This window comes from Hafnia paralvei ATCC 29927 (assembly GCF_001655005.1).
GTDB classification, from domain to species: domain Bacteria; phylum Pseudomonadota; class Gammaproteobacteria; order Enterobacterales; family Enterobacteriaceae; genus Hafnia; species Hafnia paralvei.
The window spans coordinates 183,795-205,223 of record NZ_LXET01000054.1; the positions used below are offsets into that span (position 1 = coordinate 183,795).

Genomic DNA, 21,429 nt, shown 5'->3' on the forward strand with positions numbered 1-21,429 from the left:
AAATGAGTGAGGCGCAGTGAGTAAAAACAAACTATCGAAAGGCCAACAACGACGGGTTCAGGCAAACCATCAGCGTCGCCTGACCAAAACTGATAATAAACCAGAACTGGATGACTCCCTGTTTGGCGAGCCACAAGAAGGGATCGTTGTCAGCCGATTCGGCAAACATGCCGACGTTGAAGCCACCGATGGCACTCAGCATCGCTGCAACATCCGTCGAACTATCCGTTCACTGGTCACTGGCGACCGCGTTGTGTGGCGTTCTGGTGCTCAACCTGGCGTAAAAGGCATTGTTGAAGCCGTGCATGAACGCACGTCGATGCTAACTCGCCCTGATTTTTATGACGGCTTAAAGCCTATCGCGGCCAACATTGACCAAATCGTGATTGTTTCGGCTATTTTGCCCGAGCTGTCTCTGAACATCATTGACCGCTATCTGGTGGCCTGCGAAACCCTAGAAATTGAGCCCTTAATCGTGCTCAATAAAATCGACCTGCTTGATGAAGAAGGACGAGAGTTTGTCGAAGAGGCGATGGATATCTATCGCCATATTGGCTATCGCGTGCTGATGGTTTCAAGCCAAACTCAGGAAGGCATCGTCGAATTACAGGATGCGCTTACCGACCGAATCAGTATTTTTGCTGGCCAATCCGGCGTGGGTAAATCCAGCTTGCTAAACGCCCTTCTACCTGAGCTCAATCCAATTCTCGTTGGCGCGGTGTCAGATAACTCGGGTTTAGGCCAGCACACGACAACGGCTGCACGCCTGTATCACTTCCCACAGGGCGGCGATATTATTGACTCGCCTGGAATTCGAGAATTTGGACTATGGCATCTCGATCCAGAACAGGTTACGTTGGGTTTCATCGAGTTCCGCAAATATCTGGGCGGCTGTAAATTCCGCGATTGCAAACACGACAACGATCCGGGCTGTGCACTACGTGAAGCGGCCGAGAAGGGGGAGATTGCTGAAGAACGCTTTGATAATTATCACCGCATTCTGGAAAGTATGTCTCAGGTAAAAACGCGTAAAAATTTCTTTAACGAAGACTAGCGTGTATTGATGAATTTTTAATTTATCGATAGCCAACCGCGCCCATCTGGCGCGGTTTCTATGTGACTTGAGTCACCACAAAAACGTCACGGTTTTGCTTTAGTAGTAGGTTATCCACCGTTTTTTATAAGGTGGAAAAACCATATGCGAAATGTTAAAAAGCAAACCAATTTTTGAGAATGTATTTCGACGGCGCATACTTTTTTCATGAGCCGCCCGAACACTGACCTATTGGAAGAGGCTAACGTGCTCGATAGCATTAAAATTAAACTTCAATATTTACTGCCTAAGCAGGGCTTAACTCGTCTCGCTGGTTGGGGGGCGAACAAACAGGCCGGCTGGCTAACTCAGGCGGTCATCAAAGCCTTTGTCGGATATTACAAAGTAAATATGAAAGAAGCGCTCTATCCAAACCCTGAGCACTACAAAACATTTAACGAATTCTTTGTTCGCCCGCTGCGTAATGGTGTGCGCCCAGTTGCCGATCACGCTGACGGCTTAGTATTGCCAGCCGATGGCGCAATTAGTCAGTTAGGCAAAATTGAACAAGGTAAAATTTTGCAGGCGAAAGGCCATGACTACTCCCTTGAGGCACTTTTAGCAGGTAACTACCTGCTAGCCGAAGAGTTCAAAGATGGCCAGTTTGCGACCACCTATCTGTCGCCACGTGATTATCACCGCGTTCATATGCCATGCGATGGTGTACTGCGTGAAATGATTTACGTGCCCGGCGATCTCTTTTCCGTTAATCCGCTTACGGCGGCTAACGTTCCTAATCTGTTTGCTCGTAACGAGCGCCTGATCTGTATTTTCGATACCGATTTTGGCCCTATGGCACAGATTTTGGTCGGTGCAACGATCGTCGGCAGTATCGAAACCGTATGGTCTGGAACCGTTAACGTGACCCGCGAAGGTATCATTCAGCGTTGGACTTACCCAACCGCTGGCGAAGGTGCTGTAGCCCTGAAAAAAGGTGAAGAAATGGGTCGCTTTAAACTGGGGTCCACGGTGATCAACCTGTTTGCAGCTAACCGTGTCCAGTTCACGCCAACGCTTACCAGCGGTTCTAATACCCTGATGGGCGCTGAGTTTGCGCATAGCGTAACTGCGGTGCCAACTGAATCAGTGATCATGCAGGAAGAGTCGGAAGTAGAACCCAAAGTGCGGCCGGAAACACCTGCCGCCGAGTAAAACGCTTTAGTGGCAAGCTACTGAATTATCAGTACTTGCCATCTTTCCCGTCTTTAACTCTTTTTTCAAAAGGGTTAATCAGAGAAACGTTCGCCAAAAGGAAGGAAGAGCTATGCGCCTGATTACCAAATTGTTGATAACCGGGTTACTGATGTTATCCCTTCCGCTCGGCGCGAACGCAGCGCTGAATGAAAAACAGCTCGCCCAAGAATTAAAACAGGCCGAGAACAACAAAAACGCCCCAAATCAGGCTGAAATTGTTGAGACGCTACAGAGCGCCCTCAATTGGCTCAACGAAAGTAAAGAATCAGCGCAGCGCACCCAACAATACCAAAAGTCCATCAGCGACTTCCCTAAGCTGACGCGTGAACTGCGCCAACAGCTTAGCGATGAAAGTACGCCGCCACTGCCAGCATCCGCCATACCGGCCAATGAAGCGGAGCAGCAAATTCTGCAAATTAGCAGCCAACTGCTGGAAGTTTCTCGACAGTTACAGCAAGAGTTGGATCGATCACGTGAAATCAGTGACTCACTCGGTCAGGTTCCACAAAAGCAGGCAACGGCCCGTAAAGACTTAACCGAAGCAGAACGTCGGTTACAAAATCTGACCACCACCAGCACCCCGCTATCGCAGGCTCAATCTAATCAACTACAGGCCGAAGTAGCCGCACGTAAGGCGCTGGTAGATGAATTAGAACTTGAGCAGCTTTCAGCGAACAATCGTCAAGAGCTCGCACGTCTGCAAGCCGATGTATTACGCAAGCGCCACGAGCGGCTCGATCTTCAGCTGCAAGATTTACGCAACACCCTCAACTCTCAGCGTCAACGTGAAGCAGAACAGGCACTGGAACGCACTCAGCAACTGGTAGAACAAAGCGGTGATCTCCCGCGATCTATCGCTGAACAACTAAAAATAAACCAAGAACTATCGCGCGCTTTGAATCAACAAGCGGCTCGCATGGATGACATTGCCAGCCAGCAACGTATCGCTGCAACACAAACGATTCAGGTTCGTCAGGCGCTCAGCACCATCCGTGAACAGGCTCAGTGGCTAGGAGTTTCAACCGCATTGGGTGAAACGCTACGTGCGCAGGTCGCTCGTCTGCCAGATATGCCTAAACCTCAGCAACTTGACGGTGACATGGCAAAACTGCGTGTACAGCGGCTGCACTTTGAAAACCTACTCAACAAAATCGAACCCGTTGCCGACTATAAGCAAAATGACGGTAAGCCTTTAACCGCTGCGCAGCAACGCCTGCTACAGCCACAGCTCACCACCCAGCGCGAATTGCTCAACTCGCTTCTCTCTGGATGCGATTCACAAATCTTAGAGCTGACCAAGCTTAAAGTTGCCAATACACAGCTTATCGATGCGCTCACAGAAATCAAAGATGCAACCCATCGCTATCTCTTCTGGGCGGCTGACGTCGATCCTCTTAGCGTTGCCGCGCCGTTAGACGTGATCCAGAGCCTGAATCGGCTATTGTCGCTTGATACCCTATCGCAGCTCAGCAAAGCGTTTTTGATGATGCTGACCTCTAAGGAAACCCTGTTACCGCTGTTTGGTGCCCTGCTGCTGGTGGGTTTTAGCTTCTATTCTCGCCGCCACTATCAGGCATTCATGGAACGCGCGAGCAGCAAGGTTGGCAAAGTCACCCAAGATCACATTTCGCTCACTCTGCGCACCGTTTTCTGGTCGATACTGGTCGCATTACCGCTCCCTGTTCTCTGGGCAGCCTTAGGTTATGGACTGCAAAATGCATGGCCTTATCCGATGGCTGTGGCAATCGGTGATGGCGTAACCGCCGCGCTCCCCGTGCTGTGGGCATTTATGATCAGCGCTGCATTCGCCCATCCAAACGGATTGTTCATTGCCCACTTCCGTTGGGAAGAACAGCAGGTTAAGCGCGCAATGCGTTACTACCGAATGTCTATCTGGTTGATCGTGCCGCTACTGATGGCCTTGGTCACTTTCGACAATATGGACGATCGAGCCTTTGCCGGATCGCTAGGGCGAGCCTGTTTTATCATGCTCTGCGTGGCTCTCAGCCTGCTTACCACCAGCCTGAAACGAGCAGGTATTCCGCTCTACCTAAATAAGCAGGGCGACGGTGAGAATCTGATCAACCACGCGCTGTGGTGGATTTTACTCTGTGCTCCGTTAGTCGCCGCTTTTGCTTCACTGTTTGGCTATTTCAACACCGCACAGATTTTATTAGCCCGCTTAGAGAGCTCGGTTGCGATATGGTTTATTTTGCTCGTGGTGTACTACATCATTCGCCGTTGGATGCTGATTCAGCGTCGCCGCATCGCTTTCGAACGCGCCAAACAGCGCCGTGCAGAGCGTCTTGAAAAACGAACTAAAGGCGAAGAGGAGTCCACGCCGCACAGCGTGGAAGGCAGTCAGGATATTGAAGAGCCCGTCGTCGATCTTGATGCCATCAGCGCACAGTCTCTGCGCTTAGTGCGTTCAATTCTGACCATGGTGGCGTTAGTGTCACTCATCTGGCTGTGGTCTGAATTGCATTCTGCTTTTGCATTTCTAGAAAACATTAGCCTATGGGATGTAACGTCTTCGGCAAAAGGGGTGGAAAGCATCCAGCCGATCACCTTAGGCGCTGTGCTTATTGCCATACTGGTAATGATTGTTACCGTACAATTGGTTAAAAATCTGCCCGCGCTGTTGGAACTCGGCCTACTGCAACACCTCGATTTAACTCCAGGTACCGGATACGCCATTACCACTATCACCAAATATCTGCTGTTGCTGTTTGGTGGTCTGATTGGTTTCTCTATGCTGGGAATTGAGTGGGCCAAATTACAATGGCTCGTCGCCGCGCTGACCCTAGGTTTGGGCTTTGGCTTGCAGGAAATCGTTGCTAACTTTGCCTCTGGCTTGATCATTCTGTTTGAAAAGCCGATCCGTATTGGCGATACGGTGACCATCCGCGATCTCACCGGCTCAGTGACCAAGATCAATACGCGTGCGACAACGATTTCGGATTGGGACCGTAAAGAGATCATCGTACCGAACAAGGCGTTTATCACCGAGCAGTTCATTAACTGGTCGTTAAGCGATGCAGTAACCCGCGTGGTGCTCACCGTTCCTGCCGAAGCGAGCGCCAATAGCCAAGAAGTGACTGATGTTTTACTTGAGGCGGCATCAAAATGCTCGTTGGTACTCGATACGCCTGCGCCAGAAGCTTATCTTGTGGATATACAGCAAGGGATCCAAATTTTCGAGCTGCGTATTTACGCCGCTGAAATGGCACACCGTATGCCACTGCGCCACGAGATCCATCAGTTGATCTTGGCTGGCTTCCAGCAGCACGATCTCAAACTGCCATTCCCACCGTTCCAAGTCAGTACCGATACGTTACGGCAGTCACGTAACAGTATGAGAAGAACGTTTACGACTGGAGGGTTATAGTTTTTTATGGCTCGATTATCCAGAAATTCCGTCTGTCGTATATATCATGAAGGTGTAAGGTTTCGTTCGCCTATCTAGGGCGCCCCAAACTCCGCCAGCAGGGATACTGATGGCAGGTTGAGGTCGCATAGGACGTGCGCTCCGAGACCGGTCGGCCAAACGACTCGGTAAAAAGCGCGAAAGTGAAGAGGTTGCGCGCTGGCAACCTCTTCTCGGACGCCTGCGCCAGCGGTTTCATGGAAACGCATATAATCACGGGCGGACGAAATCTTTCACTGCTCTCACATAAAAGATTCTAGATACAAGGCGGCGGCGCTCAGCCAAAAATGACCTACGCCCTATCCACCGGAAACGCTATCACCTCACTCAATCGCTCGGCCTTCAGCGCCAGCATAATCAAACGATCTACGCCTAACGCGACACCAGAACAATCCGGCAATCCATGCTCCAACGCAGCCAGCAGGTTTTCATCCAAAGGATGCTGTGGCAAGCCCAGTGCGGCACGTTTACGATTGTCTTGCTCGAAACGCATACGCTGTTCGCGAGCATCGGTGAGCTCATGGAAACCATTGGCCAGCTCAATGCCCTTGAAATACACCTCAAAGCGCTCGGCGACACGATGATCTTCAGTACTGATTTGCGCTAAAGAGGCCTGAGACGCTGGAAAATGATAAACAAACGTTGGCTTATCACGGCCAATATTCGGTTCCACGCCGAAGGTGAATAGCAGTTGCAGCAGCGTATCACGATCTTCTTCCTGATCGGCTACGTTACTCAGATCGAGCTTTGCTGCCACTTCACGCAGTTGGATTTTGTCGGCAGACAGCGGATCGACATCCAGATGACGAATAAACGCCTGTTGGTAGGAAAGCGTTTCTGCGCTATCACATTCCAATACCTGTTGTAGAAGATCGTCCACTTCATTCATCAAACGATACATATCGTAGTGTGGGCGATACCACTCCAACATGCTGAACTCTGGATTGTGGTGACGGCCAGACTCCTCATTGCGGAAGCTTTTTCCCAACTGATAGATAGGGCCACTACCGGCAGCCAGCAGGCGCTTCATGTGATATTCCGGGCTCGTCATCATGTACAGCGTCATACCCTGTGCCGCCCCAGGCCCCACAAAATGAGTTTGGAATGGAACAAGATGAATATCCGTTACCGTTGCTTGACTCATCGCTGGCGTATCAACTTCCAAAACACCGCGGTCTGAAAAGAATCGACGGATGGTGGACATTATTGTCGCGCGCTTCAACAAATTGGCGATTGGAGCACTAGGCTGCCAGCTTGCCGTTTCGCTCATGATAATTACTCCGCTATAAAACAGGATGTGCAGTCTACTCGTATCGCCGCAGGCAAACAAATAGCGCTCGGTTAGTGAGCTAATAACTTCAATGCCAAACTATTAACTGCTCTTTATTGGATAAAAAGAACATAAAATACATAAAAACCACTGACTCAGGGAAAAATAGCGTTGAGATCACGTTTTTGTACTACAGTCAGTAGGGAAAAACAGCAAAACAATCGATCACATCAAGTTTCCACTACTTCGTATTAGGTATACTTTCATCACTCGAATTTATAAATCTTAGCCATTCCCTGTGCGTATTAAAGAGAACAAATGTCAGAAACTCTGCTAAACCTCTCTGTAGTACGACATTTGGAATGGTTATTCATTTTAATTGATATTGACAATTGATCACCCGGAGGAATGCAGTGCAAACCTTTAACGCAGACCTTGCCATCGTCGGGGCAGGGGGTGCTGGTTTACGTGCAGCAATTGCAGCAGCGGAAGCCAACCCTCAACTGAAGATCGCGCTTATCTCTAAAGTATACCCAATGCGTAGTCACACCGTGGCCGCAGAAGGTGGATCAGCAGCCGTTACTCAGGCTCACGACTCTTTTGATTACCACTTCAACGATACCGTTGCCGGTGGTGACTGGCTTTGCGAACAGGATGTGGTCGATCATTTCGTCCATAATTGCCCTCGCGAAATGGCTCAACTTGAGCAATGGGGTTGCCCTTGGAGCCGTAAACCAGATGGCTCCGTCAACGTGCGTCGTTTCGGCGGCATGAAGATTGAGCGTACTTGGTTCGCCGCGGATAAAACCGGCTTCCATATGCTGCACACTCTTTTCCAAACCTCTTTAAAATATCCACAGATTCAACGCTTTGATGAGCACTTCGTTCTCGACATTCTGGTCGACGAAGGCAAAGCGCGCGGCCTAGTCGCGATGAATATGATGGAAGGTACATTAGTTCAGATCCGCGCCAACGCGGTCGTTATGGCAACTGGCGGCGCTGGCCGTGTCTATCGCTATAACACGAACGGCGGCATCGTGACCGGTGATGGTATGGGCATGGCGTTGGATCACGGTGTTCCTTTACGTGATATGGAATTTGTTCAGTACCACCCAACTGGCTTGCCAGGTTCAGGTATCCTGATGACCGAAGGCTGCCGTGGTGAAGGTGGTATTCTGGTCAACAAAGATGGCTACCGCTATCTGCAGGACTACGGAATGGGTCCTGAGACGCCACTGGGCGAACCAAAAAATAAATACATGGAATTGGGTCCACGCGACAAAGTTTCGCAAGCCTTCTGGCACGAATGGCGTGCAGGCCGCACAATTTCTACTCCGCGCGGCGACGTTGTTTATCTGGATCTGCGTCATTTGGGTGAGAAAAAACTGTTGGAGCGTCTGCCGTTCATCTGTGAGCTGTCGAAAGCTTACGTTGGCGTTGACCCAGTTAAAGAGCCCATCCCAGTGCGCCCTACCGCTCACTACACCATGGGTGGTATCGAAACCAACCAAAACTGCGAAACGCGTATTCAGGGTCTGTTCGCCGTAGGTGAATGTTCTTCTGTTGGTCTGCACGGTGCAAACCGTTTGGGTTCTAACTCTCTGGCAGAGCTGGTGGTATTTGGCCGCGTTGCGGGCGAACACGCAGTTCAGCGTTCGCAGGAAGCCACTCCGGCTAACGGCAGTGCGCTCGATGCACAGGCTAAAGACGTTGAAGCACGTCTACACGCGCTGGCTAATCAGGAAGGTACTGAAAGCTGGGCGAAAATCCGTGACGAGATGGGCATGTCAATGGAAGAAGGCTGTGGTATCTACCGTACCACTGAGCTGATGCAGAAAACCGTTGATAAATTGGCCGAACTGAAAGAACGTTTCAAACGCGTCAAAATCACTGATAACTCAAGCGTCTTTAACACCGATCTGCTGTACACCATCGAACTGGGTCACGGCCTGAACGTTGCTGAATGTATGGCTCACTCGGCAATCAACCGTAAAGAATCTCGTGGCGCACACCAGCGTCTGGATGAAGGTTGCACCGAACGTGATGACGTTAACTTCCTGAAACACACTCTGACCTTCAAAAGCGCTGACGGCCTTGCCCCACGAATTGAATACAGCGATGTGAAAATTACCAAGCTGCAACCAGCAAAACGTGTTTACGGTGCTGAAGCAGACGCTCAGGATGCAAAGAATAAGGAGCAAGCGAATGGCTGAGATGAAAATCTTGAAAATGGAAGTCATGCGCTATAACCCAGAACAGGATGCCGAACCGCATTTCGTGACGTATGACGTCCCGTATGACGAAACGACTTCCCTGCTGGATGCGTTAGGCTACATCAAAGATAATCTGGCTGCCGACCTGTCTTACCGCTGGTCTTGCCGTATGGCAATCTGCGGCTCTTGCGGCATGATGGTTGACCGCGTGCCTAAGCTGGCTTGTAAAACCTTCCTGCGTGACTACCCAACCGGTATGCGCGTTGAAGCATTGGGCAACTTCCCGATCGAGCGTGATTTAGTGGTCGATATGACCCACTTTATCGAAAGCTTAGAAGCGATTAAGCCTTACATCATCGGCAACAACCGCAAACCAGAAGACGGCACCAACCTGCAGACTCCAGCTCAGATGGAAAAATACCATCAGTTCTCCGGCTGCATTAACTGTGGTCTGTGCTATGCAGCCTGCCCACAGTTTGGTCTGAATCCTGAGTTCATCGGCCCAGCCGCTATCACTCTGGCACACCGTTACAATCTGGACACCCGTGATCACGGGCAGAAAGAGCGTATGCCTGTACTGAACTCCGATAACGGTGTTTGGACATGTACATTCGTCGGTTACTGCTCAGAAGTTTGTCCGAAACACGTCGACCCAGCCGCTGCTATCCAGCAGGGTAAAGTTGAAAGTGCGAAAGACTTCATGATCGCGATGCTGAAACCGCAATAAGGGAGGATGAATCAATGACGACTTCAACTAAACGCAAACCTTATGTGCGCGGTATGCAGGCAAACTGGTGGCAGAAGCTGGGTTTCTACAAGTTCTATATGCTGCGTGAGAGCTCAGCTCTCGGCAACGTATGGTTCAGCATCGTGCTGATTTATGGGATTTTCTCCATGAAAGACGGCGCTGCTGGTTGGGAAAGCTTTGTGGCCTTCTTGCAGAATCCACTGGTGCTGATCCTGAACATCATCTCTCTGCTACTGGCAGCACTTCATACCAAAACCTGGTTTGAACTTGCCCCCAAAGCGGCCAATATCGTGGTTGGTGACTCGAAAATGGGCCCAGGTCCGGTGATCAAAGCCCTGTGGGTAGTGACCATCATCGTAACCGTGGTCATTTTGGCCGTTACCCTGCTATAACCGTAAAGGAGAACATTGTGAATAATAAAGTATACAAACGTTCTGACGAGCCGGTTTTCTGGGGGCTATTTGGTGCAGGCGGTATGTGGGGTGCAATCGTTGCGCCTGTGGTTATCCTGATTGTTGGCATCATGCTGCCTCTAGGCTGGTTCCCTGACGCGCTGACCTTCGAACGCGCACTGAGCTTCAGTCAGACATTCATCGGCCGTATTTTCTGGCTGTTGATGATCATTCTGCCACTGTGGTGTGGCTTGCACCGTTTGCATCACATGATGCATGACCTGAAAATCCATGTACCAGCAGGTAAATGGGTATTCTACGGTTTGGCTGCGATCTTGAGCGTTGTTGCGCTGATCGGCGTATTCACGCTGTAAGTTGCCACTGCAACGTACTATGAAAGCCTCCTTATAGGAGGCTTTTTTATTGGTGAGATTGCCTCTATCGGGTCTACACTTAAACGGTATCCATTTGAAAAGGAGCGTTTATGTCCCGTTGGTCACGTTTTGCCGCCATTGTTACCGCTCTGCTTTCCGTTGGCTGCAGCACTAAACCCCCGTCTGATGTCACCGTTATCAGCGATTTTCAACTGCCAGAATATCTAGGTCACTGGTACGAAATTGCCCGCTTAAACCACCCTTTCGAGAGAGGATTAGACCACGTCACAGCGCACTACAGCATGCGTAGCGATGGCGGAGTCAAAGTGGTTAATCGCGGATACGACGTTGAGAAAAAGCAGTGGAAAGAGAGCATCGGTAAGGCCTATTTCACTCAAACGCCAAACATTGCCTCGCTTAAGGTTTCCTTCTTCGGCCCATTCTACGGCGGCTATAACGTCATCGAACTTGATAAACAGTATCGCTATGCGTTGATTTGTGGCCCCAATAAAAATTACCTGTGGATACTTTCACGCACGCCAACGCTAGATGATGCGGTGAAACAACGGTTATTAGCAACGGCACAGAAATATGGATTTAAAACACAGGATCTGATTTGGGTAAATCAATCCCCTATCGATATGAACTCGCCTCGCTAGAGGCGAGCTATGACCATCACAGTTGCCGATTAGTGACTGCTAAACTTCAGACCAAGAATGCCAATCACGATCAGGCACAGGCTGAGGATGCGTGGCAGACTGGCTGATTCGCCCAACAATACGATACCCATAATGGCCGCCCCCACCGCGCCAATACCGGTCCACACAGCATAGGCTGTACCTGCTGGCAGTGTTTTCATCGCATGCGCCAATAACAGCATACTCACTATCATTGCAGCGATAGTAATAATGCTGGGCGTTAGACGAGAAAAACCATGGGTATATTTTAGGCCGATGGCCCAGACAACTTCTAAGAGGCCAGCGACCATCAGAATGATCCAAGACATGCGATTTATCCACAACGATGGGGTCGTCCCCGAATTATGATACGTACACAGGTCGTCCTGCGTAGTTTTTGGAATGGTAAAGCGGAATTAGGATACGATGTTTTTGCATAAAAGTTAAGACTGATAGGATCAGGGCGCAGACTGCACGACAACGCCCTTATCGGAATGGCAAAGAGAACTATTGCGCAGCGCGCTGAATTGCCTGACCACCCGCTTCAACGTCTTCACCGGCACCACGAGTGGTATTACAGCCAGCCAGAGCGGCAAGAACTAACAGAGAACATACTAATGCGATGCTTTTCTTAATCATTGCTATTTTCCTTATCTGCGATTTTAAAAATAATGCCTTTTAAGCATAGACAAGAAATCCAGCACGGGAGAAAAATTCATCATTTATCTTAATTGATTAGCTGGCTACACGAGAAATCGCGCCACCAAGATGTTGTACATCCTCACCAAAACCGCGCGCGGTATTGCAGCCGCTGAGCGCTGCGAACGCTACCACCATCAAAGCCAACATAATTATTTTCTTCATCATGCTTATTACCGTTCCTCAAACGAGCCTTTTAGGCAAAAAAAAACCGCGTCATACGCGGTTTTTTAAAGCAAATTAGCCGTTTTCGCAATTACTTAACGCGAGAAACGTATTCGCCAGAGCGGGTGTCAACTTTGATCACTTCGCCGATCTGTACGAACAATGGAACTTTAACCACTGCGCCAGTGCTCAGGGTTGCAGGCTTACCGCCGGTACCCGCGGTATCGCCTTTCAGACCTGGATCGGTATCAACGATTTCCAGCTCTACGAAGTTTGGAGGAGTAACCTGAATTGGACGGCCATTCCACAGAGTAACAATGCACTCAGCCTGATCCAGAAGCCATTTAGCATTATCGCCAATCGCTTTCTCATCGGCAGCCAGCTGCTCGAAGGTTTCGTTGTTCATGAAATGATAGAACTCACCGTCGTTGTACAGGTAAGTCAGGTTCAGATCGACAACGTCCGCGCCTTCTGCGGAGTCAGTAGATTTAAAGGTTTTTTCAACACGGGTGCCGGTCAGCAGGCGACGCATTTTCACGCGAGCAAAGGCTTGGCCTTTACCTGGTTTAACGAACTCACTGCTTTCTACAGCATAAGGCTCGCCTTCGAACATGATTTTAAGACCGGGACGGAAATCGTTGCTAGAATAAGTCGCCATAAAGGCCCTCTGAATTATTTATAACTGGTAGCTTAGCCAAAAAAATGGCACATATTGTAACTCAAAATACGCAGTCTAGAGAAGATTGGCTGCAACAACTTGCCGATGTTATTACTGAACCGGCAGAATTGCTTGAATATTTAGCACTTTCCGACAGCCCTGAATGGCAAAAAGGCCACGATGCGCGGCGTCTTTTCGCCCTGCGCGTTCCTTACGCCTTTGCGCGACGCATGAAAAAGGGCGACCCCAACGATCCTCTCCTACTTCAGGTCATGACTTCCGCCAGCGAATTTATTACAACGCCAGGCTATTCGACCGACCCACTGGAGGAGCAAGATGATGCCATTGCCGTGCCGGGACTGCTGCACAAGTATATTAACCGAGCCCTGCTATTGGTCAAAGGCGGCTGTGCGGTTAACTGCCGTTATTGCTTCCGCCGTCACTTTCCCTATCAAGATAATCAGGGCAATAAGGCTAACTGGCGGCAGGCACTAGATTATATTCGCCAACAGCCAGAACTGGATGAAATAATTTTTTCCGGTGGCGACCCTTTGATGGCAAAAGACCACGAGCTAGCTTGGTTACTCGACGAAATCGAAGCGATTCCCCACATCAAACGCTTGCGTATCCACAGTCGTTTGCCAGTCGTCATCCCTGCACGCATTACCGAAACACTGACAAAACGCTTCTCGCAGTCACATCTTCAGATCCTACTTGTCACGCACATTAATCATGCCAACGAAATCGATCGCGAATTGTGCGATGCCATGACGAGGCTAAAACATGCGGGTGTAACGTTACTTAATCAGGGTGTACTACTGCGCGGCGTGAATGATAATGCGGATACGCTCGCAGCGCTTAGCAACGCGCTGTTTGACGCGGGAATTATGCCTTATTACCTGCATGTGCTCGATAGAGTTCAGGGCGCAGCACACTTCATGGTGTCTGACGATGAGGCACGCGTGATTATGCGAGAGTTGATGACAAAGGTTTCTGGCTATATGGTGCCGAAACTTACGCGAGAAATCGGCGGTGAGCCGAGTAAAACCCCGATTGATTTAGGCTTACGTCAGCGTTGATTCTGATATCCCCCATCTAATCCCGGTAAGGGCTCGATGGGGGAACTCACAGAATCGATAACGCGACAATCTGCTCTACAAAAACAGCTGCTCTACAAAAATAGCTCCAACAGCGAGTTTAAAAACAGCTTGCCGTGCTCGGTGATTTGCCAATATTCATCGGTTTCTACTATATAATTCTGTGACAGCGCTTCGTCGAGCTGAGCACGAATAACCGCTTCACCAAGTCCGGTATACAGCTGGAATTCCGCGCGCGGCGTTGGTTCAAGCAATCTAAAGCGGTTCATAAAGAATTCGAACGGACGATCGTCATTTCCCACTTCATGCTGCTTATCCAGATAGCGCCCCTGCATATATCCACGCGGATGACGCGTTTTCGCGGTACGTAGAATACGGCCATCCTCAAACGTAATCTTGCCATGAGCGCCACAGCCAATGCCAAGATAGTCGCCAAAACGCCAATAATTCAGATTGTGATGACACTGGTAACCGGGTTTGGCATAGGCCGACGTTTCATACTGCTGATATCCTGCAGCACGCAGCAGTTCGTCACCTCGCTGGAAAATATCCCACAGCGCGTCATCATCTGGCAATTTTGGAGGACGCGAACCAAATAGCGTATTTGGCTCAATCGTCAGTTGATACCATGATAGGTGTGGAGGATTAAGCTCAATAGCCTGCCGTAAATCATCCAGCGCTTCATCCAGCGACTGATCGGGTAAACCATGCATCAGATCAAGATTAAAACTGCGTAGCCCTAATCCTTGCGCCAGATGTGCCGCTCGCTTAGCTTCTTCTGGCCCGTGTATGCGGCCTAACCGTGTTAACTTCTCCGCGCTAAAGCTTTGCACACCGATGGATATACGATTGATGCCGGCTCTTTGGTAGGCGCTGAAGCGATCGGCCTCAACCGTTCCCGGATTCGCCTCCATGGTCACCTCGGCATTTGGTGCCAAAGGCAAACGCGCACGCACACCATCCATCAAGCGCTGCATACCTTCTGCGCTCAACAGACTTGGAGTTCCACCACCAATAAAGATGGTGCCAATTTCACGCCCAGAAGTGAATGCCACGTCAGCGTCCAAATCGGCCAACAGATGGTCGACATATTCCGTAGACGGGATATCTCCTTTTTGAGCATGAGAATTGAAATCGCAGTATGGGCATTTCTGCACACACCACGGGATGTGAATATAGAGACTGAGCGGGGGAAGCTTAAGCATTACGCATGGCTTCCAGCAACAGCTTCAATGCCTGCCCACGGTGCGAAACCGCAATTTTCTGCTCTTTAGTCAGCTGCGCAGCAGAACAGCCCAGCTCAGGCACATGGAAAATAGGATCGTAACCAAAACCGCCGTCGCCTGATGGTACGAAGCTGATTTCACCCGCCCAGCTCCCATGACACACCAGCGGCGTTGGATCTTCTGCATGGCGTAAGTAAACCAGCACACAGTGGAACTTAGCTTGGCGTTGATCTGCAGGCACATCTTTCAGCGCATCCAGCAGTTTCTCGAGATTTTGACGATCGCTCGCCTCTTCACCCGCATAACGCGCAGAATAAATCCCCGGAGCCCCACCCAGCACATCAACGGCAAGTCCAGAGTCATCGGCAATCGCCGGGAGTCCTGTGATTTGCGCGGCGTGGCGTGCTTTCAGAATCGCATTCTCAATGAAGGTCAGCCCCGTTTCCTCAGCAGAATCCACACCCAGCTCGGTCTGGGCCACAACATCTAAACCGAAATCAGCCAGCAAGCTTGCGAGCTCGCGTACTTTGCCCGCGTTTCCAGTTGCTAATACAATTTTTTGCATGATAAATCCTATATATAGCACCGGCAGGCCAAAGCCTGCCGGTAGGAGAGGGTTACTGAGAGCGTAGCGCTGAGACAACCTCTGGGATTTGTTGAGGCTGACTGATGCGCACTTGCTTATGGCGCCCCAGTTCCCCCTTTTCAATCACCACCTGACTTTTCGCAACCCGAAACTGTTTGGCGATAAACTTTTGCAAATGCGCATTTGCCTGCCCATCTACCGGTGGTGCGGTGATGGCGACTTTTAGCTCATCACCGTGTAGCCCAACAATCTGGTCACGGCTGGCTTTAGGCTGAATATACAGCCGCAAAACCAGCGCTTCTTTCTCATACTTTACAGCATCTGTACTCATCGCGATCACAGCAGGAACCAGAGCTGCCCTAACAGATCCATACCCAGATAATTCAGCATGTACAGCACTAAAATCACCACCATGGCAGAGAAGTCTAAACCGCCCATCGCAGGAATAATGCGGCGTACCGGTGCCATCAACGGCTCAGTCAGTTGTAACAGCACATAATCCATTGGGCTACGGCCTTGGCTGATCCAGCTCATGATCGAACGAATGATAATGACCCAGAACACCAGATACCCTGCTGATTTAATTACTGAAATCAGGCCAAATAGAAGGTTATATGGGCTTAGAGAAATTTCTCCGCTTTGGATCAGTAATAGCAGCGGATACTTGATGGTCATAAGTAAGAACGCCACCAGCAGCGAAGAAGAATCAATCGGCCCCAAGGACGGAATCACTCGACGTAGCGGCCCAACAATCGGCTGCGTAACTTTCACGATAAACTGTGACAGCGGATTGTAAAAGTCGGTGCGTGCCCATTGCATCCAGATACGCAACAATAAAATCATGACGTAGAGGTCAATGACGGTTTTGACCAAGAAAGTCAGTGTCAGCATGAAAAACCCTTTATCCGTTAAATGGTAAGGTAAAGAAAAAAGAATCAGTACATTAACTGATAATTATTATGTATTTGTGCCGTAATCACGTGCGCCAAAAATTGCCGTTCCGATGCGCACCATCGTACTACCGGCGGTAATCGCCGCCGCCATATCGTGAGTCATCCCCATCGACAGCGTATCAATATGCGGGTACTGCTTTTTAAGTGCTAAAAACGCCTGTTCCATCCGATCAAACACCGCTTTCTGTTTCACGGGATCTTCTTCTGGTGCGGGGATCGCCATCAGGCCACGCAGACGCAAATTCGGCATTTCAGCAACCTGAGCAGCAAGTGCATCTAACGTTTCCAGGTCAATGCCCGATTTACTGCCCTCATCGCTGATATTAATTTGGATCAGCACGTTGAGCGCAGCTTTATCTGCAGGACGCTGTTCGCTCAGGCGTTGAGCAATTTTCACACGATCGACGGTATGAATCCAATCAAAATGCTCCGCGACCAAACGGCTTTTATTCGACTGAAGTGGGCCGATAAAGTGCCATTCTAGCTCGTCTGCATGCGGAGTCTGAGCAAAATACTGGATCTTGCTAACGCCTTCTTGCACGTAATTCTCACCAAAAGCGCGCTGTCCTGCCGCGATTGTTTCTTCGATATCGCTCACAGGCTTAGTTTTACTGACTGCAAGCAAAGTAACTTCTTCTGGAGACCTGCCGCAATCCTGAGCCGCAGCGCTGATACGGCTCCTGACGGCCTCTAAATTTTGTTGGATATTGCTGTTCATAATTTTTGGCTCAGGAGGTTAAATGGATTTTTGTGATTTATTGGCCCGTAGTGTAAAGCAAAACGCATCAGATCTGCATCTTTGCACCGGATATCCACCCGTTTTGCGTATCGATGGCGCATTACAAACGCTAGGAACTGAGGCGATAACCTCTCGCGAAATCGAGTCATGGCTTACAATGAACCTTCCCTCTGAAGCTGACGTTGTATGGCGACAACAACATCAGGTTGATTTCGCCTTAAATCTAAATGGGGGCACTCGGCTCAGAGTCAATGCTTTCCAACAATTACATGGCCCTTCACTAGCGCTGCGGCTCATTCCCAGCACAGTCCCCACGTTAGCGTCTCTCGCTACGCCAGAGGTGCTTCAAGAGCAGCTTGCCCAAGGATCAGGGTTGATACTGGTTTGCGGTGCGACCGGCAGTGGGAAATCAACCACGCTAGCAGCCATGCTTAATGAAATTAATCATCATCAGCCATGGCATATTATTACGCTCGAAGATCCGCTGGAGTTTATTCACACGCCGTCCAAATCGCTTATCCAACAGCGCGAAATCGGCAGCCACGTGATTAACTTTCACCACGCATTGCGTGCCGCACTGCGAGAGGATCCTGATGTCATTTTGCTCGGTGAATTACGCGACGCAGAATCCATTCGTCTGGCTCTCACAGCGGCTGAAACAGGGCATCTAGTATTGGCAACGTTACACACTCGAGGTGCAGCACAAGCGGTAGAACGCCTAATTGATGTTTTTCCAGCCGAAGAAAAAAACTTTGTACGCACACAAATTGCAGGAAGCCTGCGAGCCGTTTTAGCACAGCAGCTTTTGCCCAAACAGGGTGGCGGCAGGGTCGCCGCTTTTGAGCTGCTGCTGAATACGTCCGCGGTGAGCAATTTAATCCGCGAAGATAAAGCCCACCAGATTGCCTCTATTCTTCAAACCGGCCAGCGGCAAGGCATGCAAAGCTTCGAGCAGCATCTTACCCACTTAGAAAACGAGGGGAAACTGTATAAAAATAGGAAGATAACACCTGACAAGACAGGCTAATTATCCTGCCTTGCCGATACTCTCATTAATCAGTTTTAGACAACCTGTTGTTCAAACCAGCTTTCCAAAATGATCACCGCTGAAGCGGCGTCTACGCTGCCTTTGTCCAAGGCACGATAGCCTCCACCGGCAAAAAGATGGGCACGAGCTTCTACGGTACTAAGGCGTTCATCATGCAAAGCAACTTGCACCCCAAAACGACCATGAATCCGGTTGGCAAACTTACGTGCTTGAGCGGTGACAGGCTGTTCCGTGCCATCCATATTGAGTGGTAGGCCGACGACAACAAGATCCGGCTGCCACTCTTTTAACATTTTCTCTATTTTCGACCAGTCTGGCGATCCCTCATTGGCTTTAAACGAAGCCAATGGGCGTGCGGTACCGGTGACTTCCTGCCCGATGGCCGCACCAATACTTTTTGTTCCAAAATCGAAAGCGATAATAGTTCTGTTACCCATCAAGCATGTCCTGCTGAAGTGGCCATATTGCGAATGTCTACGCCCAGCTTTTTAGCCGCGTTAACCCAGCGTTCTGAGATTGGTGTGTGGAATAACAGATTGGCGTCAGCCTCAACGGTAAGCCAAGCATTATCTAGCAGTTCTTGCTCCAATTGACCCGCATCCCAACTGCAATAACCTAATGTAACCAGAACATCCTTGGGTTGCTCTTTCGTGCCAAGCGTTTCTAGGACATCGCGTGAAGTCGTCATCATACACTCAGCAGAAATGGCGACGCTGGAACCAAAATCAGGTTGTGGAGTATGCAATACAAAGCCGCGATCTTCGGCCAATGGACCACCGTACATCACCGGCTTATCCAAACGAATTTTTGTATCTCTCGGCTCTGGCGTGATTTTTAGCTTTTCCAATAGTGTTTCCAGAGTGAGCTGTTCCAACGGTTTGTTAATGACTAAACCCATTGCGCCTTCACTATTGTGCTCACACACATAGAGAACGGTGCGCTTGAAGCGGCTGTCCTGCATAGAAGGCATTGCTATAAGAAAATGATGCGCTAAATTCATCGTAATGGCTTCAACTCGCTGTATTTGTTTATGTGATGACTGAATTTTCAGTATGCGAATTTTTTGGCTGGATGTCACGGGAGAAGCCCCCTATCTGTCTGCTCGCTCAAACATATCGCGAGCAGACTCACAGGAGGAAAAACTATTTCTTACTAATACGAGTTTCAATCGCATCCATCAACATGCCGGTCACAGACACATCAGGGAAGGCAGCTTCAATCTCGCGAGCGCAGGTCGGGCTAGTAACGTTAATCTCTGTCAAGCGATCGCCAATGATATCTAAACCAACAAAGATCAGGCCTTTTTCTTTCAGTACTGGGGCAACTTTGCGAGCAATAGCCCAGTCACTTTCTGTCAGTGGGCGTGCTTCACCACGGCCACCCGCGGCCAAGTTACCACGAGTCTCTCCGCTCTTAGGAATACGAGCCAAACAGTATGGAACCGGCTCACCATCAACCACCAGAACACGTTTGTCACCATCTTTAATCGCTGGTAGGAAATTCTGCGCCATGCAGAAGCGGCTACTATGTTCTGTGAGCGTTTCGATAATGACAGACAGGTTAGGATCTTCTGCTTTCACACGGAAAATAGATGCACCACCCATACCGTCTAACGGTTTAAGAATGATGTCACCGTGCTTGGCATAGAACTCACGAATGTGCTCGGCTTTACGCGTCACCAACGTGTCCGGCGTTAGATCGGCAAACCACGCGGTAAACAGCTTTTCGTTGCAATCACGCAGACTTTGCGGCTTGTTGACAATGAGCGTCCCTTTATCTTCAGCGCGCTCAAGGATATAAGTAGCATAAATAAACTCGGTATCAAACGGAGGATCTTTACGCATTAAGATGACGTCGAGATCGGACAGAGCAATATCCTGTTCGCCGTGGAACTCATACCAGCCCGCTTTATCTTCCTTCACGCTCAGCAACTGAGTACGCGCGCGCCCTTCGCCGACATACATGTAGAGATCGTTCATTTCCATGTAGTGCAACTCATAGCCACGGCGCTGTGCTTCTAGCAGCATCGCAAAGCTGGTGTCTTTTTTGATATTGATGGAAGAAATCGGGTCCATCACAATGCCAAGCTTAATCATTCTTTTCTCCTAGCCTAAATCGCCAAAGCGAACCTGAAGTGCGGTTATGGCTGTCAGCGCGGTGGTCTCAGTGCGTAATACACGAGGTCCTAACAGAATATCAGTAAATTGGTAACCTGCGGTCATAGCAATTTCATCGGCCGATAATCCACCTTCTGGCCCTATCAGCAGACGAACGCGTTCAACAGGAAGCGGTAATGTGTTGATACTCGCATTGGCGCGTGGATGCAAATTCAGCTTCAGAGAATCATCCTGTTCAGCGCACCATTGCTCCAAAAGCATCGTCGGGCGAATTTCAGGGATCACGTTACGTCCACACTGCTCGCACGCTGCAATAGCAATTTTCTGCCATTGCCCCAACTTTTTCGCCATACGTTCAGCGTCTAACTTAACGCCACAACGCTCGGAAATCAGCGGAGTAATAATGCTAGCCCCCAATTCAATGGATTTTTGAATAGTGAACTCCATCTTCTCACCGCGGGAAATTACCTGTCCTAAATGCAGATGCAGCGGGGATTCACGATCTTCAAGCACACCTGACTGCACCTTCACACGCACGTTTTTTTTACTGGCCGCAACAATATGTGCCACGAAAACCTGATTGCTACCGTCAAACAGTTGAATCTCATGGCCTTCGCTCATGCGTAGAACTCGACCCACGTGATTGGCAGCCTCCTCACTCAGGTCTATTTCGCAAGGCGCCTCAAGGCGTTCAGGGTGATAAATACGAGGGATACGCATGAAATGGCTCATCCTTATGAATGACGAGATAAG

At 49.7% G+C, this 21,429-nt stretch carries 24 protein-coding genes; 10 read left to right on the top strand and 14 right to left on the bottom strand.

The annotated features are described in order from the left end of the window. Positions 1-16 precede the first annotated feature (16 nt). The 3 genes from rsgA to mscM all read left to right on the top strand — a co-directional run bounded on the left by rsgA (position 17) and on the right by mscM (position 5,675). Positions 17-1,054, top strand: a complete 1,038-nt coding sequence (rsgA, locus tag M988_RS18060) for a small ribosomal subunit biogenesis GTPase RsgA (protein ID WP_004093595.1) — start codon at positions 17-19, stop codon at positions 1,052-1,054. Between the two features lie 246 nt (positions 1,055-1,300). Beyond that, on the top strand, positions 1,301-2,245 hold the full coding sequence (gene asd, locus M988_RS18065; RefSeq protein WP_248846524.1) for an archaetidylserine decarboxylase: 945 nt from the start codon (positions 1,301-1,303) through the stop codon (positions 2,243-2,245). A gap of 112 nt (positions 2,246-2,357) precedes the next feature. Further along, positions 2,358-5,675: a miniconductance mechanosensitive channel MscM gene (gene mscM / locus M988_RS18070; RefSeq protein ID WP_039187840.1), complete on the top strand. Its 3,318-nt coding sequence runs from the start codon at positions 2,358-2,360 to the stop codon at positions 5,673-5,675. A gap of 331 nt (positions 5,676-6,006) precedes the next feature. Here mscM and epmA read toward each other — a convergent pair whose 3' ends face one another. Then, positions 6,007-6,984, bottom strand: a complete 978-nt coding sequence (epmA, locus tag M988_RS18075; protein WP_061059264.1) for an elongation factor P--(R)-beta-lysine ligase — start codon at positions 6,982-6,984, stop codon at positions 6,007-6,009. A gap of 413 nt (positions 6,985-7,397) precedes the next feature. On the opposite strand from epmA, the gene frdA reads away from it, so the two are divergent. The 5 genes from frdA (at position 7,398) to blc (ending at position 11,370) form a co-directional block, all read left to right on the top strand. Beyond that, positions 7,398-9,197 carry a fumarate reductase (quinol) flavoprotein subunit gene (gene frdA, locus M988_RS18080; protein WP_004093588.1) on the top strand — a complete coding sequence of 600 codons (1,800 nt, stop codon included), beginning with the start codon at positions 7,398-7,400 and terminating at the stop codon, positions 9,195-9,197. Beyond that, positions 9,190-9,924, top strand: coding sequence for a succinate dehydrogenase/fumarate reductase iron-sulfur subunit (locus M988_RS18085; RefSeq protein WP_004093586.1), 735 nt, complete (start codon positions 9,190-9,192; stop codon positions 9,922-9,924). The genes frdA and M988_RS18085 overlap by 8 nt, the downstream gene beginning before the upstream one ends. A gap of 14 nt (positions 9,925-9,938) precedes the next feature. Further along, on the top strand, positions 9,939-10,337 hold the full coding sequence (gene frdC / locus M988_RS18090) for a fumarate reductase subunit FrdC (RefSeq protein ID WP_008814836.1): 399 nt from the start codon (positions 9,939-9,941) through the stop codon (positions 10,335-10,337). Positions 10,338-10,354: 17 nt separating this feature from the next. Beyond that, positions 10,355-10,711 (top strand): fumarate reductase subunit FrdD, encoded by a 357-nt coding sequence (gene frdD / locus M988_RS18095; protein WP_004093581.1) that lies wholly within the window; start codon positions 10,355-10,357, stop codon positions 10,709-10,711. A 110-nt stretch (positions 10,712-10,821) separates the two neighbouring features. Beyond that, positions 10,822-11,370, top strand: coding sequence for an outer membrane lipoprotein Blc (gene blc / locus M988_RS18100; RefSeq protein WP_008814835.1), 549 nt, complete (start codon positions 10,822-10,824; stop codon positions 11,368-11,370). A 29-nt stretch (positions 11,371-11,399) separates the two neighbouring features. Here blc and sugE read toward each other — a convergent pair whose 3' ends face one another. The 4 genes from sugE to efp form a co-directional block, all read right to left on the bottom strand. Beyond that, entirely contained in the window at positions 11,400-11,717 is a 318-nt protein-coding gene (gene sugE / locus M988_RS18105; protein WP_004093577.1) for a quaternary ammonium compound efflux SMR transporter SugE, read from the bottom strand. A 178-nt stretch (positions 11,718-11,895) separates the two neighbouring features. Beyond that, positions 11,896-12,027, bottom strand: coding sequence for an entericidin A/B family lipoprotein (locus M988_RS18110; RefSeq protein ID WP_008814834.1), 132 nt, complete (start codon positions 12,025-12,027; stop codon positions 11,896-11,898). 96 nt (positions 12,028-12,123) lie between these two features. Continuing rightward, positions 12,124-12,255, bottom strand: coding sequence for an entericidin A/B family lipoprotein (locus tag M988_RS18115; RefSeq protein ID WP_008814833.1), 132 nt, complete (start codon positions 12,253-12,255; stop codon positions 12,124-12,126). A gap of 88 nt (positions 12,256-12,343) precedes the next feature. Beyond that, a complete protein-coding gene (gene efp / locus M988_RS18120; RefSeq protein ID WP_004093570.1) occupies positions 12,344-12,910 on the bottom strand; it encodes an elongation factor P in 567 nt (188 codons plus the stop codon). A 44-nt stretch (positions 12,911-12,954) separates the two neighbouring features. Between efp and epmB the strand changes: the two genes are divergently transcribed. Continuing rightward, entirely contained in the window at positions 12,955-13,989 is a 1,035-nt protein-coding gene (gene epmB / locus M988_RS18125; RefSeq protein ID WP_008814832.1) for an EF-P beta-lysylation protein EpmB, read from the top strand. 92 nt (positions 13,990-14,081) lie between these two features. Here epmB and hemW read toward each other — a convergent pair whose 3' ends face one another. The 5 genes from hemW to M988_RS18150 form a co-directional block, all read right to left on the bottom strand. Then, positions 14,082-15,212: a radical SAM family heme chaperone HemW gene (gene hemW, locus M988_RS18130; RefSeq protein ID WP_008814831.1), complete on the bottom strand. Its 1,131-nt coding sequence runs from the start codon at positions 15,210-15,212 to the stop codon at positions 14,082-14,084. Further along, complete coding sequence (gene rdgB / locus M988_RS18135; protein WP_064575197.1) at positions 15,205-15,798, bottom strand: RdgB/HAM1 family non-canonical purine NTP pyrophosphatase; 594 nt, start codon at positions 15,796-15,798, stop codon at positions 15,205-15,207. The genes hemW and rdgB overlap by 8 nt, the downstream gene beginning before the upstream one ends. Positions 15,799-15,850: 52 nt before the next feature. Continuing rightward, the gene (yggU, locus tag M988_RS18140) at positions 15,851-16,150 is read right to left on the bottom strand and encodes a DUF167 family protein YggU (RefSeq protein WP_008814829.1); all 300 of its coding nucleotides are present in this window, start codon (positions 16,148-16,150) and stop codon (positions 15,851-15,853) included. Between the two features lie 5 nt (positions 16,151-16,155). Further along, positions 16,156-16,710 (bottom strand): YggT family protein, encoded by a 555-nt coding sequence (locus tag M988_RS18145; RefSeq protein WP_004093560.1) that lies wholly within the window; start codon positions 16,708-16,710, stop codon positions 16,156-16,158. Between the two features lie 66 nt (positions 16,711-16,776). Then, positions 16,777-17,490: a YggS family pyridoxal phosphate-dependent enzyme gene (locus M988_RS18150; RefSeq protein ID WP_064575198.1), complete on the bottom strand. Its 714-nt coding sequence runs from the start codon at positions 17,488-17,490 to the stop codon at positions 16,777-16,779. Positions 17,491-17,512: 22 nt separating this feature from the next. Between M988_RS18150 and M988_RS18155 the strand changes: the two genes are divergently transcribed. After that, positions 17,513-18,538 carry a type IV pilus twitching motility protein PilT gene (locus tag M988_RS18155; RefSeq protein WP_008814827.1) on the top strand — a complete coding sequence of 342 codons (1,026 nt, stop codon included), beginning with the start codon at positions 17,513-17,515 and terminating at the stop codon, positions 18,536-18,538. Positions 18,539-18,573: 35 nt separating this feature from the next. On the opposite strand, the gene ruvX is transcribed toward M988_RS18155, so the two are convergent. The 4 genes from ruvX to rsmE form a co-directional block, all read right to left on the bottom strand. After that, positions 18,574-18,996: a Holliday junction resolvase RuvX gene (gene ruvX, locus M988_RS18160; protein WP_008814826.1), complete on the bottom strand. Its 423-nt coding sequence runs from the start codon at positions 18,994-18,996 to the stop codon at positions 18,574-18,576. Further along, entirely contained in the window at positions 18,996-19,559 is a 564-nt protein-coding gene (locus M988_RS18165; protein WP_064575322.1) for a YqgE/AlgH family protein, read from the bottom strand. Before M988_RS18165 ends, ruvX begins: the two co-directional genes overlap by 1 nt. 142 nt (positions 19,560-19,701) lie before the next feature. Next, entirely contained in the window at positions 19,702-20,655 is a 954-nt protein-coding gene (gene gshB / locus M988_RS18170; RefSeq protein WP_008814824.1) for a glutathione synthase, read from the bottom strand. 9 nt (positions 20,656-20,664) lie between these two features. Continuing rightward, the gene (rsmE, locus tag M988_RS18175; protein WP_008814823.1) at positions 20,665-21,396 is read right to left on the bottom strand and encodes a 16S rRNA (uracil(1498)-N(3))-methyltransferase; all 732 of its coding nucleotides are present in this window, start codon (positions 21,394-21,396) and stop codon (positions 20,665-20,667) included. Positions 21,397-21,429 lie beyond the last annotated feature (33 nt).

Coding starts and splice junctions, on each gene's coding strand:
- mscM (WP_039187840.1), top strand. CDS start 2,358: ATGCGCCTGATTACCAAATTGTTGATAACCGGGTTACTGATGTTATCC.
- epmA (WP_061059264.1), bottom strand. CDS start 6,984: ATGAGCGAAACGGCAAGCTGGCAGCCTAGTGCTCCAATCGCCAATTTG.
- M988_RS18085 (WP_004093586.1), top strand. CDS start 9,190: ATGGCTGAGATGAAAATCTTGAAAATGGAAGTCATGCGCTATAACCCA.
- frdC (WP_008814836.1), top strand. CDS start 9,939: ATGACGACTTCAACTAAACGCAAACCTTATGTGCGCGGTATGCAGGCA.
- blc (WP_008814835.1), top strand. CDS start 10,822: ATGTCCCGTTGGTCACGTTTTGCCGCCATTGTTACCGCTCTGCTTTCC.
- sugE (WP_004093577.1), bottom strand. CDS start 11,717: ATGTCTTGGATCATTCTGATGGTCGCTGGCCTCTTAGAAGTTGTCTGG.
- M988_RS18110 (WP_008814834.1), bottom strand. CDS start 12,027: ATGATTAAGAAAAGCATCGCATTAGTATGTTCTCTGTTAGTTCTTGCC.
- M988_RS18115 (WP_008814833.1), bottom strand. CDS start 12,255: ATGATGAAGAAAATAATTATGTTGGCTTTGATGGTGGTAGCGTTCGCA.
- efp (WP_004093570.1), bottom strand. CDS start 12,910: ATGGCGACTTATTCTAGCAACGATTTCCGTCCCGGTCTTAAAATCATG.
- epmB (WP_008814832.1), top strand. CDS start 12,955: ATGGCACATATTGTAACTCAAAATACGCAGTCTAGAGAAGATTGGCTG.
- hemW (WP_008814831.1), bottom strand. CDS start 15,212: ATGCTTAAGCTTCCCCCGCTCAGTCTCTATATTCACATCCCGTGGTGT.
- rdgB (WP_064575197.1), bottom strand. CDS start 15,798: ATGCAAAAAATTGTATTAGCAACTGGAAACGCGGGCAAAGTACGCGAG.
- yggU (WP_008814829.1), bottom strand. CDS start 16,150: ATGAGTACAGATGCTGTAAAGTATGAGAAAGAAGCGCTGGTTTTGCGG.
- M988_RS18145 (WP_004093560.1), bottom strand. CDS start 16,710: ATGCTGACACTGACTTTCTTGGTCAAAACCGTCATTGACCTCTACGTC.
- M988_RS18150 (WP_064575198.1), bottom strand. CDS start 17,490: ATGAACAGCAATATCCAACAAAATTTAGAGGCCGTCAGGAGCCGTATC.
- M988_RS18155 (WP_008814827.1), top strand. CDS start 17,513: ATGGATTTTTGTGATTTATTGGCCCGTAGTGTAAAGCAAAACGCATCA.
- ruvX (WP_008814826.1), bottom strand. CDS start 18,996: ATGGGTAACAGAACTATTATCGCTTTCGATTTTGGAACAAAAAGTATT.
- M988_RS18165 (WP_064575322.1), bottom strand. CDS start 19,559: ATGAATTTAGCGCATCATTTTCTTATAGCAATGCCTTCTATGCAGGAC.
- gshB (WP_008814824.1), bottom strand. CDS start 20,655: ATGATTAAGCTTGGCATTGTGATGGACCCGATTTCTTCCATCAATATC.
- rsmE (WP_008814823.1), bottom strand. CDS start 21,396: ATGCGTATCCCTCGTATTTATCACCCTGAACGCCTTGAGGCGCCTTGC.